Source organism: Dietzia sp. ANT_WB102, assembly GCF_008369165.1.
Taxonomy (GTDB): Bacteria; Actinomycetota; Actinomycetes; order Mycobacteriales; family Mycobacteriaceae; genus Dietzia.
In genome coordinates, this window is sequence record NZ_VOBA01000001.1 from 1,162,683 (window position 1) to 1,178,626 (window position 15,944).

16 protein-coding genes are annotated in these 15,944 nt (G+C 69.1%); 9 read left to right on the forward strand and 7 right to left on the reverse strand.

Annotation, left to right across the window (positions count from 1 at the left end):
* Positions 1–8: 8 nt before the first annotated feature.
* Complete coding sequence (locus FQ137_RS05285; RefSeq protein ID WP_255584106.1) at positions 9–644, reverse strand: DedA family protein; 636 nt, start codon at positions 642–644, stop codon at positions 9–11.
* A gap of 162 nt (positions 645–806) precedes the next feature.
* Here FQ137_RS05285 and FQ137_RS05290 point away from each other — a divergent pair, with 162 nt between their 5' ends.
* Together FQ137_RS05290 and fbaA are read left to right on the forward strand one after the other, a co-directional pair.
* A complete protein-coding gene (locus FQ137_RS05290) occupies positions 807–1,775 on the forward strand; it encodes an MsnO8 family LLM class oxidoreductase (protein WP_188064957.1) in 969 nt (322 codons plus the stop codon).
* 128 nt (positions 1,776–1,903) lie between these two features.
* Positions 1,904–2,947: a class II fructose-bisphosphate aldolase gene (gene fbaA, locus FQ137_RS05295; RefSeq protein WP_149291466.1), complete on the forward strand. Its 1,044-nt coding sequence runs from the start codon at positions 1,904–1,906 to the stop codon at positions 2,945–2,947.
* A 157-nt stretch (positions 2,948–3,104) separates the two neighbouring features.
* Here fbaA and FQ137_RS05300 read toward each other — a convergent pair whose 3' ends face one another.
* The 3 genes from FQ137_RS05300 to FQ137_RS05310 all read right to left on the reverse strand — a co-directional run bounded on the left by FQ137_RS05300 (position 3,105) and on the right by FQ137_RS05310 (position 7,055).
* Positions 3,105–3,713, reverse strand: a complete 609-nt coding sequence (locus FQ137_RS05300) for a hypothetical protein (protein ID WP_255583653.1) — start codon at positions 3,711–3,713, stop codon at positions 3,105–3,107.
* A gap of 117 nt (positions 3,714–3,830) precedes the next feature.
* The gene (locus FQ137_RS05305; RefSeq protein ID WP_149291467.1) at positions 3,831–5,570 is read right to left on the reverse strand and encodes an alkaline phosphatase; all 1,740 of its coding nucleotides are present in this window, start codon (positions 5,568–5,570) and stop codon (positions 3,831–3,833) included.
* A 63-nt stretch (positions 5,571–5,633) separates the two neighbouring features.
* Positions 5,634–7,055: an NAD(P)-binding domain-containing protein gene (locus FQ137_RS05310; protein WP_149291468.1), complete on the reverse strand. Its 1,422-nt coding sequence runs from the start codon at positions 7,053–7,055 to the stop codon at positions 5,634–5,636.
* 244 nt (positions 7,056–7,299) lie between these two features.
* Between FQ137_RS05310 and FQ137_RS05315 the strand changes: the two genes are divergently transcribed.
* Positions 7,300–7,716, forward strand: a complete 417-nt coding sequence (locus tag FQ137_RS05315; protein WP_149291469.1) for a DUF3151 domain-containing protein — start codon at positions 7,300–7,302, stop codon at positions 7,714–7,716.
* Positions 7,673–8,962 carry an aromatic acid exporter family protein gene (locus FQ137_RS05320; RefSeq protein WP_149291470.1) on the forward strand — a complete coding sequence of 430 codons (1,290 nt, stop codon included), beginning with the start codon at positions 7,673–7,675 and terminating at the stop codon, positions 8,960–8,962. Before FQ137_RS05315 ends, FQ137_RS05320 begins: the two co-directional genes overlap by 44 nt.
* On the opposite strand, the gene FQ137_RS05325 is transcribed toward FQ137_RS05320, so the two are convergent.
* Positions 8,907–9,563, reverse strand: a complete 657-nt coding sequence (locus FQ137_RS05325) for a hypothetical protein (protein WP_149291471.1) — start codon at positions 9,561–9,563, stop codon at positions 8,907–8,909. The two genes, FQ137_RS05320 and FQ137_RS05325, sit on opposite strands and share 56 nt — an antisense overlap.
* Before the next feature lie 56 nt (positions 9,564–9,619).
* Here FQ137_RS05325 and FQ137_RS05330 point away from each other — a divergent pair, with 56 nt between their 5' ends.
* From FQ137_RS05330 to FQ137_RS05350, 5 genes are all read left to right on the forward strand, one after another.
* Positions 9,620–10,507, forward strand: coding sequence for a LamB/YcsF family protein (locus FQ137_RS05330; protein ID WP_149291472.1), 888 nt, complete (start codon positions 9,620–9,622; stop codon positions 10,505–10,507).
* The gene (locus FQ137_RS05335; protein WP_149291473.1) at positions 10,504–11,229 is read left to right on the forward strand and encodes an allophanate hydrolase subunit 1; all 726 of its coding nucleotides are present in this window, start codon (positions 10,504–10,506) and stop codon (positions 11,227–11,229) included. The genes FQ137_RS05330 and FQ137_RS05335 overlap by 4 nt, the downstream gene beginning before the upstream one ends.
* Positions 11,230–11,264: 35 nt before the next feature.
* Complete coding sequence (locus tag FQ137_RS05340; protein WP_370452319.1) at positions 11,265–12,125, forward strand: biotin-dependent carboxyltransferase family protein; 861 nt, start codon at positions 11,265–11,267, stop codon at positions 12,123–12,125.
* A gap of 107 nt (positions 12,126–12,232) precedes the next feature.
* Complete coding sequence (locus tag FQ137_RS05345; RefSeq protein ID WP_149291475.1) at positions 12,233–13,519, forward strand: adenylosuccinate synthase; 1,287 nt, start codon at positions 12,233–12,235, stop codon at positions 13,517–13,519.
* A 161-nt stretch (positions 13,520–13,680) separates the two neighbouring features.
* Positions 13,681–14,280, forward strand: coding sequence for a hypothetical protein (locus FQ137_RS05350; RefSeq protein ID WP_149291476.1), 600 nt, complete (start codon positions 13,681–13,683; stop codon positions 14,278–14,280).
* A 133-nt stretch (positions 14,281–14,413) separates the two neighbouring features.
* Here the strand turns inward: FQ137_RS05350 and FQ137_RS05355 are convergent, their stop codons facing one another.
* Positions 14,414–14,842 carry a GntR family transcriptional regulator gene (locus tag FQ137_RS05355; RefSeq protein ID WP_149291477.1) on the reverse strand — a complete coding sequence of 143 codons (429 nt, stop codon included), beginning with the start codon at positions 14,840–14,842 and terminating at the stop codon, positions 14,414–14,416.
* A 2-nt stretch (positions 14,843–14,844) separates the two neighbouring features.
* Complete coding sequence (locus tag FQ137_RS05360; protein ID WP_149291478.1) at positions 14,845–15,942, reverse strand: CaiB/BaiF CoA-transferase family protein; 1,098 nt, start codon at positions 15,940–15,942, stop codon at positions 14,845–14,847.
* Positions 15,943–15,944: the final 2 nt, after the last annotated feature.

The following is a 15,944-nucleotide window of genomic DNA, read 5'->3' on the forward strand; positions in this document are numbered from 1 at the left end:
CCCGGTGACTAGACGGCCGGGGCGGCAGGCCCCTTCCGGATACGCGCCAGGATTTTGGGTCCGGCCGTGATCAACATCGGCAGCACCGAGACCAACACGATCCCGATGAGGATCAGGTCGATGTGGTCCTTGATGAACGTGAACTGGCCGAGCCACGCACCCAGTGCCGTCACACCCGCGGCCCACAGCACGGCGCCCACCACGTTGAACGAGACAAAGACCCGGTAGCGCATCCCGGCCATGCCTGCGACCAGCGGTGCGTACGTCCGCACGATGGGCACGAACCGGCACAGGATGATCGTCGCCGGGCCCCATTTGTCGAAGAACTCGTGCGCCTCGTGGATGTAGGCCTGCTTGAAGATCCGACCGTCAGGCCGCTCCCGTAGATGATGACCCCACCGGTTGCCGATGAAGTACCCCACCTGGTCACCGAGGAACGCCGCGATCGGTGCGGTCACCATCACCACCCACAGCGGCGCGAACGGGTGGTCCTGCTGCGTGAGCAGGCCCGCCGTGAACAGGAGCGAGTCGCCGGGCAGGAACGGGAAGAGTAGCCCGGACTCGATGAAGACCACCGAGAGCAGGGCCGGGAGGATGGCCTTGCCGAACGGTCCGTCGCCGGACAACCAGAATTCCGGATCCATGAAGCCCGGGCCGAGCGAGAGGACATGCTGGGCCTGTTCGGCCAACAGGTGCGTGTTCACCGGAGAAGCATAAACCTGTGGGCCCAGATCCGGCAGCGCGCAGACCCCCGTTACTCACGACGCTACGGTGGGGTCGTGGCCCCCAACGACCTTCCGGATGATCTGCGACTCAGTGTCCTGGACAGGTCGCGGACCCGCCACGGGGAGTCCCACGCCGCCGCGCTTGAGGGCACGCTGGCGCGCGCGGAACGGGCAGACGCGTTGGGTTTCCACCGCTACTGGACGGCAGAACACCACGCCGTCCCCGGCATCGCGAGCGGGAGTCCGCCCCTTTTGATCGCCGCCGCCGCCGCCCGAACCGAACGGATCCGCCTCGGATCCGGCGGGGTGATGCTCCCCAATCACAGGCCGCTCATCGTCGCCGAGCAGTTCGCCATGCTCGAGGCCATGTTCCCGGGCAGGATCGACCTCGGGGTAGGGCGCTCGCTCGGGTTCACCGCGCCGGTCCGTGAGGCGCTCGGCGTCACGGACTACGAGACCGACGCATTCTTCCGCGACATCGCCGCCGTGCAGGACTTCCTTTACGGACGCGGTCCCGTCACAGCGCTGCCCGTCGTCGAGAATCCGCCCCCGGTGTTCGTGCTCGCCACCGGCCGCGGCCTGGAGGTCGCGGCGCGTGCCGGCCTACCCGTCGTCGTCGGGGGACCGCGCCTTCTCGCCGACCCGTCGCCGCTGAACCACTACCGCGAGACGTTCCGGCCGAGTGGTGCGATACCGGAGCCCTACGTGGTGGTGAGCCTGGAGGTGATGGTCGCCGACTCCACCGAGGCCGCGAGGAACCTGCTGCTGCCTGAGGCGTGGGCGATGGTCGAGTCCAGGGAGACCGGCGCGTTCGGGCCGCTGCGGTCCCCGGAGGACGTCCTGGACAGAAAGTTCCGGCCGCAGCAGCTGCGACGGATGGAGGAGTGGATGGCCGGGGCCGTCCACGGGGACCGCGAGAAGGTGGCGGGGGAGCTCGCGGCACTCGTGGAACGCACGAAGGCCGACGAGCTCATGGCGTCCACCTCGACCTATGACCGCGATGAGCTCGCCCGGGCCGATACGGCACTCGCTGAACTGCTCCGCTGGTAGCGAGTAGCGCTGGCTCGCGGGTGCGCTTGGTCACGCTGGCCTAGGCTGGAGGGTGTGCGCCCACTGCCACAGCGGTGCGGCGCCTCGACGACGCACGTCGCACAACCGAGAACCCTGGAGGAGACCACATGCCCATCGCAACTCCCGAACAGTACAAGGACATGCTCGACCGGGCCCGCAACGAGGGCTTCGCCTACCCGGCGATCAACTGCACGTCCTCGGAGACCATCAACGCGGCCATCAAGGGCTTCGCCGATGCCGGGTCCGACGGCATCATCCAGTTCTCCACCGGTGGCTCCGAGTTCGGCTCCGGCCTGAACGTCAAGGACATGGTCACCGGCGCGGTGGCGCTCGCCGAGTTCGCGCATGTCGTGGCGGCGAAGTACGACATCCTCGTCGCGCTGCACACCGACCACTGCCCCGAGGACAAGCTCGACTCCTTCGTCCGCCCGCTCATCGAGATCTCGCAGGAGCGCGTGGACCGCGGTGAGAACCCGCTGTTCCAGTCGCACATGTGGGATGGCTCGGCCACTCCGCTCGACCGCAACCTCGAGATCGCCAAGGAGCTCCTCGAGAAGACAGCCAACGCCAAGCAGATCCTCGAGATCGAGATCGGCGTCGTCGGCGGTGAGGAGGACGGCGTGGAGAACGAGATCAACGAGAAGCTCTACACCACACGCGAGGACTTCGAGGCCACCGTCGACGCCCTGGGTGCGGGCAATACCGGTCAGCGGTACCTGCTGGCTGCGACCTTCGGCAACGTCCACGGCGTCTACAAGCCGGGCAACGTCAAGCTCAAGCCCGAGGTGCTCAAGATGGGCCAGGAAGTCGCCATCTCCAAGCTCGGCCTGAACGAGGGCGACCTGCCGTTCGACTTCGTCTTCCACGGCGGCTCGGGCTCAGCCAAGAGCGAGATCGAGGAGGCGCTGTCCTACGGCGTCATCAAGATGAACGTCGATACTGATACGCAGTACGCGTTCTCCCGGCCGATCGCCAACCACATGTTCTCCAACTACGACGGCGTGCTCAAGGTCGACGGCGACGTGGGAAACAAGAAGGTCTACGACCCGCGCTCGTACCTCAAGAAGGCCGAGCAGTCCATGTCCGAGCGCGTCGTCGAGGCGTGCAACGACCTGAAGTCGGCCGGCAAGTCCAAGGGCGCCTCCGCCTGACAAGACCACTGCTTGACATGACCACGGTTTAACCCCGGCTCCAGCCCGGGGTAGCTAGGCCCCCTGAACAGCGGCGTCCCACCATGTGGAGGGACGCCGCTGCCGCATGCTTGTGGTGCGATCGACCCCCGACACAGAAGACCGGCGGTGGGGTGGCTCAGCCCGGCTGCTGGTCCTGCGGGACCGACCCCATGCCCACGCCCGGCTGGCACATCTTCCACGCGCCGTCCTCATTGCGCATCCGCACCTGCTCCGGGCCCGAGCCATCGGACCCTGACTCGAGCGTCGCGGTGGCCTCGGACCCGTCGTCGGAGATCTCCACCCTGAGGACCCGCAGATCCTGGGGGAACGATCCCGCGATCGACTCGCGGAACATCGAGTCGACGTCAGCGCCCGTCGCCTCGCTCGACGAAGTGATGGTGTCCACGAGCTCCTGCGGGACCCGGTTCTCGGCGCACATATGACCGTTGAACTCGGCGAACGACTCTGCGGAACTCATCTGCTTCAACGTCTGCTCGACATGCCGCTCGGCCCTCGCGGACGACGACAGTGGGCCCGCGAGGAAGATCCACGCGATCGCGGCGATCACGAGGAGCACCACGACCACGGCCGCCGTCAGCACACCGCCACGACCGCCACGACCGCCGAGCCGGTCTCGACCGTGGCGCGGGCCACTGCCCGGACGTGCCCCACCCTCCGGGCCCCCGCCCGGCTGTCCCGCGGGATTCGGCTCCCCGGCGGTCGGCTGCTGGCTCGTCGTCGACATCTACTACCCCCGGTGCGCGTCGCCGGCCCCGGACGGGCCGCGTCGACCCGCCACCGTAGCGGACCGGCCTGTGATTGCGAGTGCGCAGGGGCGTCGCCGCAGGAGCCGCCCGTCGGATCAGGGCAGCAGGCCGGCGGGCTCCAGCTGGTTTGTGCCGTGCCGCGTGCGCCAACTGGCCATCGGGTACGCGCCACTGTTCGGGTCTTCGCGTGCAACCAGGGCCCAGTAGTCGGCGTGCGCGTAGTCGGCGGTGAACTCGACAATGGTGAAGCCGTGGCGATCGAGGTCGGTCCACCGGATGTGCCGGTTCACTCCGGTCAGCGCGCCCTGGGCGCTCTGCGAGAGCGCGTTGCCTTCGGGGAGTCCCACCATGTCGTTGATGTTGTTGCTCGTGATGGACGGGGTGACGAACTCGACCGCGCCGGTGCCGGCCCCCGGGTAGTCAGCCGGCTCGAACGGCACCTCGTTGGCCCACGCCGTGTGGATGTCGCCGGTGAGGAAGACATGGTTGCGGTTGCCGGTGGCGCGGATGACCTCGAGGAGGCGGCGGCGCTCACCGGCGTAACCGTCCCACTGGTCGGAGTTGTACGTGATGCCGTCGCGCGGCACGCCCAGGAGCTCGGTCAGCGCGCCTGTCGTGCGTGGGTCCAGCGGCGGTATGAGTACGGGCGAGACCATCACCGAGTTGCCGATGACGTTCCAGCGGGCCGTTGACGAGTTCAGTCCGCGGGACAGCCAGTCGAACTGCTCTGCGCCTGTCATCGTGTTTGTGTGATCGATCGCGTGGCCGTCGAGACGGCCCGGTCCCTCGGAGCGGTAGGAACGCAGGTCGAGCATGCTGATCTCAGCCAACGCCCCCCAGCGCAGGCGCCGGTACAGGTGTCCGCCGTCGCGCAGGGACTCCGGCCGGACCGGCATCCACTCGAAGTACGCCTGCGAGGAGGCGGCCTTGCGATCGGAGTACGGGCCCTCGTGCGGCTGGTGGTTCTCGGCCCCGTTTTCCCACGAGTCGTTGGCCACCTCGTGGTCGTCCCACGTGCAGATCCAGGGCACGTGAGCGTGCAGGGACTGCAGATCAACGTCGGTGTGGTACTGCGCCAACCGGATCCGGTAGTCGGCCAGCGTCACGATCTCGTGTGGCGGGTCGTGCGGGCGGACCGCCCCGGCGGCGGCGGTGTACTCGCCCCGGCCATATTCGTAGATGTAGTCGCCCAACTCGATGATCGCGTCCAGGTCTCCGCGCGCCTCAAGGTGGCGGTAGCCGGAGAAGTAGCCAGCCTCCCAGTTGGAGCACGATACGACGCCAATGCGCCAGCGGCCCGTGGCCGGCATGGCGCCGTCTGCGGGCGCGGTGCGGGTCCGACCGGAGCGGGAGACCTCGCCGAGCGCGCGGAAACGGTAGTGGTACCACCGGTCGGGGGCCAGGCCGGTGCAGTCGAACTTGACGGTGTGGTCGCGGCCGGCGTCCGTGACGAGGGAACCGGTGCGGACGATGGTGGTGAAGCCTGGGTCGGTGGCGACCTCCCAGGCGACGACGACGGGGTCGCCGACCCCGGAGCCGGGGGCCGCTTCCGGGGTGGGCGTGACCCGGGTCCACAGGATGACACGGTCCGGCATCGGGTCGCCCGAGGCCACACCGTGCCGGAAGACGGTGCCAGCCCCGCCGCCAGCCGTGCCCGCGACGGCGCCGGCCCCAGCAACGGCGGAGTGACCCGCCAAGGAGCTGGCCCCCACCGCGGCACCGGCGAGCGCTCCGGCTTTGAGGAGGGAGCGCCGGCCGATGCCGACGGGGGGTCGGGCAGCGCCGGCACGGGCGGGCCCGGGGGACGCGGATGAGGAGGCATAAGACGCGGTCACGCGTCCAGAATGGCTTCTCCGGGGATGCCTCGGCAGGGGATTCGCGGAGACGTCACCGAGTGTTCATTCTCCGGCGACCGGGGAGTCCTGCCCCACTGCGGTGTCGACGCCCTCCACGAGCTCCTCGATCTCCGTCTTGGCCGGCGTCGAGAGATACCGCTCGAGCGTGTCGTCCAGCTCCTGCAACCACGGGGTGTGGTGGGTGGCGGCCATCGTTCCTGTCATGACGGATCGGTGCGGCTTGTCCCGGTAGGTCAGGATGTTCTTCTGCTTGTCTTCCTTCCAGTCCAGGAAAATCCGTACGACCTCGTCGAGGTCGAACATCGGGTAGTCCGTGGCCTCGATGAGGTCCCTGATGTAGTCGGCCTGGAAACGCACGTCGTCGGCGTCCCCGTCCAGCTCCTGGAATCGGGCACGCCAGGTCCGCATGTGCGCCACGCGTTGCTCGGCGGACGGCAACTTGGCCCGGCCCATGATGAGATCGCGGACATACCAAGCCTGGGCGTCGAACATGTTGAAGGTGAACCACTGGTCCTGCGCGCCCAGGTAGTAGACCTTCGGGTTCTTCTGCCACACCACGCCGCGGTACAGGCCCGCCGGGTAGATGTTGTTGGGCGACTGCAGCGCCAGATCCGCGGGCAGGAACGGGTACTTGTGCAGGTATCCGGTGCACAGGATCACGGCGTCGAACTCGCGGGTCTGGCCGTCGGTGAAGTGGACGGTGCGGCCGTCGAACCGCTGGACGAGCGGCAACTCTTCCATCCCGTCCGGCCAGTCATAACCCATGGGAGCGGTGCGGTAGGAAAGCGTCACCGAGCGGGCCCCCATCTTGAAGGCCTGCACGCCGATGTCCTCGGCGGAGTAGGAGGCGCCGATCAGCAGCACACTCTTGTCCGCCAGATCCTCGGCCCCGCGGAAGTCGTGGGCGTGGCGGACCGAACCGGTGAACGTCTCGATCCCCTTGAAGTCCGGGATGTTCGGGTAGGAGAAGTGGCCGGTGGACACGATGATCCGGTCGAACTCCGACGAGGTGGTCTTGCCGGACTTGAGGTTCTCCACGGTGACGGTGAAGGTGTCCAGTTCGCGGTCGTAGTCCACCCAGCGGACGGCGGTGGAGAACTGGACCTTGTTCTTGACACTGTAGTTGCGGACACGGCCGTCGATGTAGTCCCACAGGACCTCACGCGGCGGATACGAGGAGATGGGCCTGCCGAAGTGCTCGTCGAACGTGTACTCGGCAAACTCGAGGGCCTCCTTGGGGCCGTTTGACCACAGGTTGCGGTACATGGAGGAGTGGACCGGCTCGCCGTACTTGTCCATGCCGGAGCGCCAGTCGTAGTTCCACTGGCCGCCCCAGTCGTCCTGCTTCTCGTAGGCCACGATCTCGGGGATCTTCGCCCCGGAACGCTGGGCCGATTCGAACGCCCGGAGGGCCGCCATCCCGCTCGGTCCGGCTCCGATGATCGCAATACGCTGTCTTGACACAGATTTCCTTCCGGCCGACGTGCGGCCTGTAGCTACTCCAAACGGCACCGGTGGAAGCTCGGCCGACGCGATGATGTGACCACGCGTTACGGGGCCTCGACACCGGGACCACGATCGCTCTGAAGGGGCGTTTCATGACTGCCCGCGACAAGCGCACGGCGCCCCCTCAGGGGCGCCGCATGCCCTCCACCATAGCAAACGGGGCCGGGGGAGGCGTTGAGGTGAATTCGTGGACAATGGGGCCATGACCCAGTTCGGAGATCTTCTCGGCCCCCCGCCCACGCGTCTGACCGGTGACCCGGAGGCGGAAGACGCCCTCGCCGCAGGGGAGGATCCCCGCACGGTGGCGGCCTCGCACCCGACCGCCTCGATCGCGTGGGCTGAGTTGGCCGAGCGCGCACTCGATGCCGACGACGCGGTGAGCGCATATGCGTTCGCCCGCACCGGCTACCACCGCGGCCTGGACCAGCTTCGTCGTCACGGCTGGAAGGGCTTCGGCCCCGTGCCCTACGACCACGAGCCCAACCGGGGCTTCCTACGGGCGGTCGCCGCGCTCGCCCGCGCCGCGCAGGCGATCGGCGAAGATGACGAGTACATCCGCTGTCTGGACCTGGTCAATGAGTCAGACCCGCACGCCGCCGCGTCTCTCGGCCTGGCGTGACCGCCTAGACGCCCGTGCACTGGGCGTCTACGCGGCGCTACCGGTTCCGCTGAGAGCGCGGACCCGGCGACTGGCGTACGCGTTCCTGCCGATCCTGCAGTGCGGGCTGGCGGCCGGGATCGCATGGTTCATCGCCAATGACCTCCTTGAGCACGCGCGTCCGTTCTTCGCCCCCGTTGCCGCGGCGATCGCGTTGGGTACCGGGATGGGACCTCGACTGCGCCGCGGAGTCGAGTTGGTGTTCGGCGTGGTCGTGGGTGTCGGGCTCGGGGACCTGCTCATCGGTCAGATCGGCTCGGGCTCGTGGCAGATCATGGTGGTCGTGGTGATCGCCATGTCGGTCGCCGTGTTCCTCGACCGCGGCCCGCTCGTGGGGTCGCAGGCCGCGTCCTCGGCGATACTCGTGGCGACCCTGCTCCCACCGGGTAGCGCCGAGGGGTACGACCGCATGGTCGACGCCGCAGTCGGCGGTGTGGTGGCGATCGCCGCGATGGCACTCATACCCGTGCATCCGCTGCGCCGCGCCCGGCGCGAGGCGGCGTCGCTGCTGGGGGTGGCGTCGTCGGTGCTGGCGGAGGTGTCGCACGGACTGGAGCAGCGGGACTCACAGGTGATCCGCGCCGCTTTGCAGGACGCACGCGACACCCAGCCTGCGATCGATGCGATTGAAGAGCAGCTCGCCGGGGCCCGCGAGCTGGTACGCATCTCGCCCTTCTATAGTCGCCGGCGACCAGAGGAAGTCGAGCTCTCACGCGTGCTCAACCCGCTCGACAACGGCATCCGGAACATCCGGGTGTTGGCGCGGCGCGCGATCGTGGCGGTGGACGACCAGGTGGACGTACCGCCCGCGCTGAGCTCGCTCATCGGCACGTTGGGCCACTCGATCGAAGTGCTGGCGCGCCGGATGATCGCGGACTCCGACGCTCCCTCGGCGGCTGAGGTGCACCGCGAGCTACGCGCGGTCTCGGCGCGGGCGAAGCGTGAACTCGTGGCCGGCTCGGGTCTGACCGAGACGGTGATGCTCGCCCAGATCCGATCGATTCTGGTGGACCTGCTGCAGGTGGCGGGTCTGAGCAAGATCTCAGCCCTGGCTGCACTGCCGCCGACGGTGCGCACTCCTGCAGTGGCTCCAGAATTGTTGGAGGAGTGGCCGGACTCGCCGGATCGGCCCACTCCGATGATGCCGCCGCTCAGGGCGACACGAGCCTCCATGGCTCGGTATGACGGTAGAAAGAAGTCCTCTTGATGGCCCGCCGGCCGGTGATGCCGTCTCGGGTGAGCACCCCGGCCTCGGTGCCCAGTTGCACCGCGCGGGCCGCCACCCACGGTCGGCGCCGGAGTTTGCGGGGGCGGGCGGCGGTGGCCCGGACCCCGGGCAGTTCGGGCGTGGGCCGGACGGTGAAGGCATCGGTCTCCCCGGAGAAGACCACGGTGTCGTCGGCGTAGGCCTCGCCCACCAGTCGGGCGCCATCGGGTGCGCGCACGAGGGCCTCGCCGACCAACGCCGTCCCGGTCTCGTCCCGCACGAGCGGCACCTCGCGGGCCTTGCCCCGGAGGCCAAGCTTGGCCGCGTCCGATCCGGTCGGTAGCCCGTACGCGCGAGTGGCGGGGGTCGGCTCATCGGCGACGTAGGCGACCTCAGCGTCCAGGTTCTCGGATCGGAGCAGGCGGGTGACGAGCGCGGCCAGTGCGGCGTCGGTGCCGCAGAGGACCAGGCGACGTCCCGGGCCCACCTCCGCCAGCGCCCGGTTGATCTCGTCCTTGGTCGGCACCTCGCTGACCTGGATGCGTGGGCGCTCGCCGAGAACCGTCGGGACCGGCGCCGAGCCGGAGCGGATGACGATCATGGCCTCCATCATGACCGTCCCTGCTGGCAGGCGTGAACCTGGGGCAGGATGGAAGGGTGGCTGGACAGTCGGGCAGGATCGATCTCAACTGCGACCTCGGTGAGGCTCGCCGTGGGACGCCGCGGTGGTCGGCGTCGCTGGCGCCGAATGCCGGCCCCGATCCCGATGATGCCGCCCTGCTGGAGGTGGTGACCTCAGCCAACGTCGCGTGCGGCTTCCACGCCGGCAACCGGCCCACCATGAACGCCACGGCCGTTGCCGCGGCCGAGCGGGGGGTCGCCCTCGGCGCTCACCCCTCTTATCGGGACGGCGCGAACTTCGGGCGGATCGAGCACGACCTGGACCGCGAGGAGGTTGCCCGGCTGGTGGAGTTCCAGCTGGTCGAGCTCGACATGGCGGCGCGTCGGCACGGGACGCGGGTCCGCTACCTCAAGCCCCACGGGGCGCTCTACAACCGTATCGTCCGTGACTCGGCGCAGGCCGCAGGAGTGGTGGACGCCGTGCTGCGGTACGCAGAACTCGCCCGGGAGGAGCCGCTACCCATTCTCGGACTGCCCGGCGCGGTGGTGCTCTCCCATGCTGCGGCGGCGGGCGTTCCCACGGTGACGGAGGCGTTCGCCGACCGCGGGTACCGGCCCGACGGCACGCTGGTGCCCCGCAGGGAGCCGGGCGCCGTGATCACCGATGCCGACGAGGTCGCCGACCGGGTGGTGGCGATGGCGACAGGCCGGTCCATCGCCACCGCCGAGGGGGCGCAGATCGTGGTGACCGCCGCGTCGGTGTGCATCCACGGCGACACCCCCGGCGCTGTCGACCTGGCCCGCCGCGTGCGCGTCTCGCTCGAGTCGGCCGGGGTGGAGGTGGCGTCCTTCGCCGCGCCGCGGGGCGCGCGGGGCCGCGGCGCGGCGGTGGACGGTTCAGCGGGGGAGCCGGGCGCGGGATGACGACGACGAGGATCCGCCGCTGCGGAGAGACCGCGCTACTGGTCGACTGTGCCGAACTGTCCGAGGCGGTCTCGCTGGCCGGGAGGATCGAGCAGTGGCGACCGGATGCTGTCGATGTGGTGGCGGCGACCCGCACCGTGCTGGTGACCGTGCGCGATGCCGCCGCGTTGCCTGGGCTGCGGCGGCGGCTCGAGGCTCTTCTCGCCGCAGCCCACACCGAGTCGGGACGCACTGGGGATGCGGTGGACTCGGGGCACGCCGGGCACGCGGTGACGATCGACGTCCGCTATGACGGTCCGGACCTGGCCGCGGTCGCCGACCACGCGGGGATGTCCACCGAGACGCTCGTCCGTACCCACACCTCGATCACGTGGCGGGCCGCGTTCGGAGGCTTCGCGCCGGGCTTCTTCTACCTCGTCGACGCCCGGGAGGTGGATACGCGGGAGGTGGACACGACTGAGCAGGACGCGGCCGGGGTCCCGTCGGCGGAGCCCGCCCTTCCCGCGGTACCGCGACTGAGCTCCCCGCGGGCGAGGGTCCCGGCCGGGTCGGTGGGCCTGGCGGACCACTTCTGTGCCGTCTACCCCGGAGCCTCACCAGGCGGTTGGCAGCTGCTGGGCACCACCGACGCCCAGCTCTGGGACATCGGGCAGCCCCGACCCGCTCTACTCGCCCCCGGGGTTACCGTCCGGTTCCGCGAGATCGGCGGGCGTTCCCGTTGAGCCTGAAGGTGCTGAGGGCAGGGCCGTCCGCCCTCGTGCAGGATCTCGGACGCCCGGGCCACGCCTCCCTCGGGGTGACGGCCTCCGGGGCAGCGGACCGCGCCGCCGCGGCCACAGCGCTGCGGGCCGTCGGCACCGATCCGTCGGCCGCCGTGCTCGAGGTGCTGCTCGGCGGGCTGACGGTCATGACGGACGCCCCTGCGATTGTCGCGGTCACGGGGGCGGAGGCGCTCGTCGTCGTCGTCACCCCGGACGGCTCCCGACGCACTTCCGCTACCGGCGAGGTCCTCCGGCTCGACGCCGGGGCCACGCTGGAGATCGGTCGGCCCGTCACGGGGGTGCGCACCTACGTCGGCGTGCGCGGGGGGATCGACGTGCCGGCGGTGCTGGGCAGTCGATCGCGCGACACCTTGTCCGGGCTGGGCCCGCCGCCCGTCATGGCTGGTGACGTACTGGGTGTCGGCGACGCCGTCGTGGGGCCGTGGGCCGACGGGTGGCAGGCTGCCGCAGGCCGAGACGCGGGCACCGGCGGGCGCCAGCCCGTCGACCTCGACGTCATCCCCGGACCGCGCGACGACCTGTTTCCGCCCGACGCATGGGACGTACTCGCGGCGACCGGGCATGTCAGCGGGCATGCCGACCGCGTCGGAGTCCGCATCGACCCCGCGCGCCCCGTACCGCGGCTCGACGCCCGCGAGATCCCCAGCGAGGGCATGGTGCGCGGCGCCGTGCAGATCCCCTCCGACGGGTCACCCGTCGTGTTCGGCCCCGACCATCCCGTCACCGGCGGCTACCCGGTCATCGGCGTGCTCACCGCCCGTTCGGCGGACCAGATCTCGCAGATCCTGCCAGGAACGCCCGTGAGACTGCGCAGGCTGCGGGGGGTCGGCGACTAGGGTGAGAGCGCACAGGCGACTAACCTTGTGCGCTGGTGTGCGCGGAATCACGGGAGTGAAACCGTCCCTCACCGTGTAGACGACTCTTTACGAGGTGAAAGCGAACCATGCCAGCGATCGTTCTGATCGGCGCCCAGTGGGGCGACGAGGGCAAGGGTAAGGCCACCGACATCCTGGGCGGCCGCGTCGAGTACGTGGTCAAGCCCAACGGCGGTAACAACGCGGGCCACACCGTAGTGGTGGGCGGCGAGAAGTACGAGCTCAAGCTCCTTCCCGCTGGAATCCTCTCGCCCACGGCCGTGCCGGTGATCGGCAACGGCGTGGTGGTCAACCTCGAGGCGCTCTTCGCCGAGATTGACGGTCTCGAGGCCCGCGGCGCCGACACCTCGCGCCTGCGGATCTCCGCCGACGCCCACCTCGTGGCGCCGTACCATCAGGCGCTCGACAAGGTCACCGAGCGCTTCCTCGGCAAAAAGGCCATCGGCACCACCGGCCGCGGAATCGGCCCGACCTACGCCGACAAGGTCTCGCGGGTGGGCATCCGCGTACAGGACATCTTCGACGAATCGATCCTGCGTCAGAAGATCGAGGGATCGCTGCACCTCAAGAACCAGATCCTCGTGAAGATCTACAACCGTCGCGCGGTTGAGGTGGAGGAGATGGTCGAGTACTTCCTCTCCTACGCCGACCGGCTGCGGCCCCTGGTGTGCGATTCCGCGCTGATGCTCAATCAGGCGTTGGACCGCGGCGAGTCCGTCCTCATGGAGGGCGGGCAGGCCACCATGCTCGACGTGGACCACGGCACCTACCCATTCGTCACCTCGTCCAACCCCACCGCCGGCGGCGCCTGCGTGGGGGCGGGCGTCGGCCCCACCCGGATCACCCACTCGCTGGGGATCGTCAAGGCTTACACCACTCGCGTCGGAGCCGGGCCGTTCCCCACCGAACTGTTCGACAAGTGGGGCGAGTACCTGCAGGTCACCGGCGGCGAGGTGGGCGTCAACACCGGCCGCACCCGACGCTGCGGTTGGTACGACGCCGTGATCGCCCGCTACGCCGCGCGCGTCAACGGCTTCACCGACTACTTCCTCACCAAACTTGACGTGCTCACCGGCATCGGCGAAATCCCGATCTGCGTGGCCTACGACGTGGACGGCGTCCGGCACGACGAGATGCCCATGACGCAGACCGACTTCCACCACGCCACGCCGATCTACGAGACCATGCCCGGCTGGGACGAGGACATCACCGGGGCGCGCGAGTTCAGCGACCTGCCGCAGGCGGCCCGCGACTATGTGCTTCGGCTCGAGGAGCTCGCCGGCTGCCACATGTCCTACATCGGCGTGGGCCCCGGCCGCGACCAGAACGTGGTCCGGCGCGACATCCTGGGGTAGACGGTGGTGACTGCCGAGGCCATTGTGGCGGGTGGGAACCGAGTTCGTGTGAACGTGTGACACATGTCGTACGTTCGCTCGATACCGGTGCCGGGACACATGCGGTGAAATCGACACCGAGCGGCCGTCCGGCCGCCATTCCCCGTCGATCGGAGCATTACATGCGTTCCCTCACCCGCCTTGGAGTCGCGTTCGCGGCCACCGCGCTCGCCGGATCCACCGCCCTCGCCGGCGCCGGGATCGCCGGCGCCGAGGAGGCCGCGACCAAGCCTGTGCTTGACAGTGCCAGCAGCGTCAGTGTCAGCGGCAAGGGCAAGAACACCAAGATCTCGTACACCAACAAGTCGGGGCAGGACCTCTTCTGTAGTGGTATCGCGGCGCCGGGTTCGCTGATCAGCGAGCTGTACAACAGTATCCGGTCAATGGACCCCAACAACCCCGGAAACATCCCCGAGGGGCTTGATGAGGCCATGACCAAAGCGGCCGAGCAGGGCAAGGTCGGCGGTTATGGCGGCGTTGTCGAAAACGGAAAAACTGTCGATCTGACCACCGGGTACCCGGGGGGCCCCGACTTCACGCTGACTGATGGATCGTTCGTTCCTGCCGCTGTGGTTGTGTGCTACGGCAATAACGAATACTTCGAGGTGGAGGTCTCGCCGGGCGCCGGAGTTCCGGCCGGGCTCGGCTCACTGGACAGCGCGCTGGCCGGAATCGGTAGCTCCGGCTCTGTCGCTAAGACCACGGGCTCGCTCGGAAGCTAACGGGCCGAAGTCTGCCCCTCGCGTTCTCCCCCGTGAGGGGCGGGTACAGAACCCGCCGCCCCGGCATCTGTGACCAGTGCCGGGGCGGCGGTGTGCGTGGGGCCCGTCGCCGGCAAGGGCGTCGAGGGCCCGATCACGGGGAGTCGATAGACCGCGGATGGAAGGCATGGCTGAGCTGGTCGAAAGCACTGCGGACGGCCGAGACAGCCTCATCAACATCGAAGCCGGCGCCCGCCGCCCGCTCCGCGAATTCCGCCGCAGACCGAACAAGGGCTGCGGCGTGCACGTCGGAGGCGGCAACGAACGTCCCCGAGCGCCCGCGGCCCTCGAGGACACCGGCCTCCTCGAGTTCACGGTAGACCTTGGCCGCGGTCGCGGACGAGATTCCGACCTCGTCAGCCAGCTTCCGTACCGCAGGTAGTCGGGTGCCGGTGGTGAGTTGGCCTCGGCTCACGGCCTCGACGATCTGCGACTTGAGTTGGCGAAACGGCGGATCGGTCGAGTCGGGGTCCAGAGCCAGAACTATTCCATCAACTCGTGACCCGACCCCCGATCCGCTCATGATCAGGCCCAGACCTGGTCGATCGTGGTGACCTCAGTCGGAGGCGCCGCGGGAACCGGGGCGGCGGGGGTGCGCGAGAAGCGTGGCGCCGGCGAGGGACCCATATCTCCGTTGACCTCGACGAACGTCTCCCGAGCCTGGTTGTGGGGGTGATCGAGGGCCTCGGTGTAGGTCAGGACCGGGGTGGTGCACGCGTCGGTGCCGTAGAAGACCTCGGCCCACTCGTCGCGGGTCTTCTCCGCGAACTTCCCGGCGATGATCTTCCGCAGCTCGTCCCATCGATCGAAGTCGAACTGGCCGGGCATTCCCTCGCCGTCGATGCCCAGCAGTCGGGCGAACTCGGCGTAGAACTGCGGCTCGAGGCAGCCCACGGCCATGAACTTGCCGTCCGAGCAGGTGTAGACGTCGTAGAACGGGTAGCCCGTGTCGAGCATGTTGGTCCCGGCGACGTCCGACCACTGGCCGCGGGCACGCATCGCCCACTGGAACTGGCCCAGCACGGAGGCGCCATCGGTCATGGCGGCATCGATGACCTGCCCCTTGCCAGAGGTGGACCGCTCGATGATCGCGGCGAGGATGCCCTGGATGAGGAACATCGACCCGCCGCCGAAGTCGCCGACGAGGTTGAGCGGCGGCACGGGGCGCTCACCCTTGCGGGCGGTGGCGTTGAGATGGCCGGTCAGGGAGATGTAGTTGAGGTCGTGGCCGGCGGTCTGCGCGAGGGGGCCGTGCTGGCCCCAGCCGGTCATGCGGGCGTAGACCAGCTTCGGGTTGCGCTCGAGGCATTCGTCGGGGCCCAGGCCCATTCGCTCGGTGACCCCGGGTCGGAAGCCCTCGACCAGCACGTCGGCCTTGTTGATGAGTCCGCGCACCTGGGCCAGCCCCTCTTCGCTCTTGAGGTTGGCCTCCACAACCGTCCGGCCGCGACGGGTGACATGCGCCCATCCGTCGACCGACTTGGCCAACTCGCCGGGTCGCATGACGGTCACGACGTCGGCGCCAAGGTCGGCCAGCATCATGCAGGCGTGGGGGCCCGGTCCGATGCCGTTGAGTTCGACGACGCGGATGCCGGCGAGGGGGCCGGAGGAGGAAGTGGTCATGT

Excerpts from the sequence above, each read along its gene's own strand:
- fbaA (WP_149291466.1), top strand. The coding sequence starts at position 1,904 with ATGCCCATCGCAACTCCCGAACAGTACAAGGACATGCTCGACCGGGCC.
- FQ137_RS05300 (WP_255583653.1), bottom strand. The coding sequence starts at position 3,713 with ATGTCGACGACGAGCCAGCAGCCGACCGCCGGGGAGCCGAATCCCGCG.
- FQ137_RS05320 (WP_149291470.1), top strand. The coding sequence starts at position 7,673 with ATGAGTCAGACCCGCACGCCGCCGCGTCTCTCGGCCTGGCGTGACCGC.
- FQ137_RS05350 (WP_149291476.1), top strand. The coding sequence starts at position 13,681 with ATGCGTTCCCTCACCCGCCTTGGAGTCGCGTTCGCGGCCACCGCGCTC.
- FQ137_RS05360 (WP_149291478.1), bottom strand. The coding sequence starts at position 15,942 with ATGACCACTTCCTCCTCCGGCCCCCTCGCCGGCATCCGCGTCGTCGAA.
- FQ137_RS05325 (WP_149291471.1), bottom strand. The coding sequence starts at position 9,563 with ATGATCGTCATCCGCTCCGGCTCGGCGCCGGTCCCGACGGTTCTCGGC.
- FQ137_RS05285 (WP_255584106.1), bottom strand. The coding sequence starts at position 644 with ATGGATCCGGAATTCTGGTTGTCCGGCGACGGACCGTTCGGCAAGGCC.
- FQ137_RS05345 (WP_149291475.1), top strand. The coding sequence starts at position 12,233 with ATGCCAGCGATCGTTCTGATCGGCGCCCAGTGGGGCGACGAGGGCAAG.
- FQ137_RS05355 (WP_149291477.1), bottom strand. The coding sequence starts at position 14,842 with ATGAGCGGATCGGGGGTCGGGTCACGAGTTGATGGAATAGTTCTGGCT.
- FQ137_RS05335 (WP_149291473.1), top strand. The coding sequence starts at position 10,504 with ATGACGACGACGAGGATCCGCCGCTGCGGAGAGACCGCGCTACTGGTC.
- FQ137_RS05315 (WP_149291469.1), top strand. The coding sequence starts at position 7,300 with ATGACCCAGTTCGGAGATCTTCTCGGCCCCCCGCCCACGCGTCTGACC.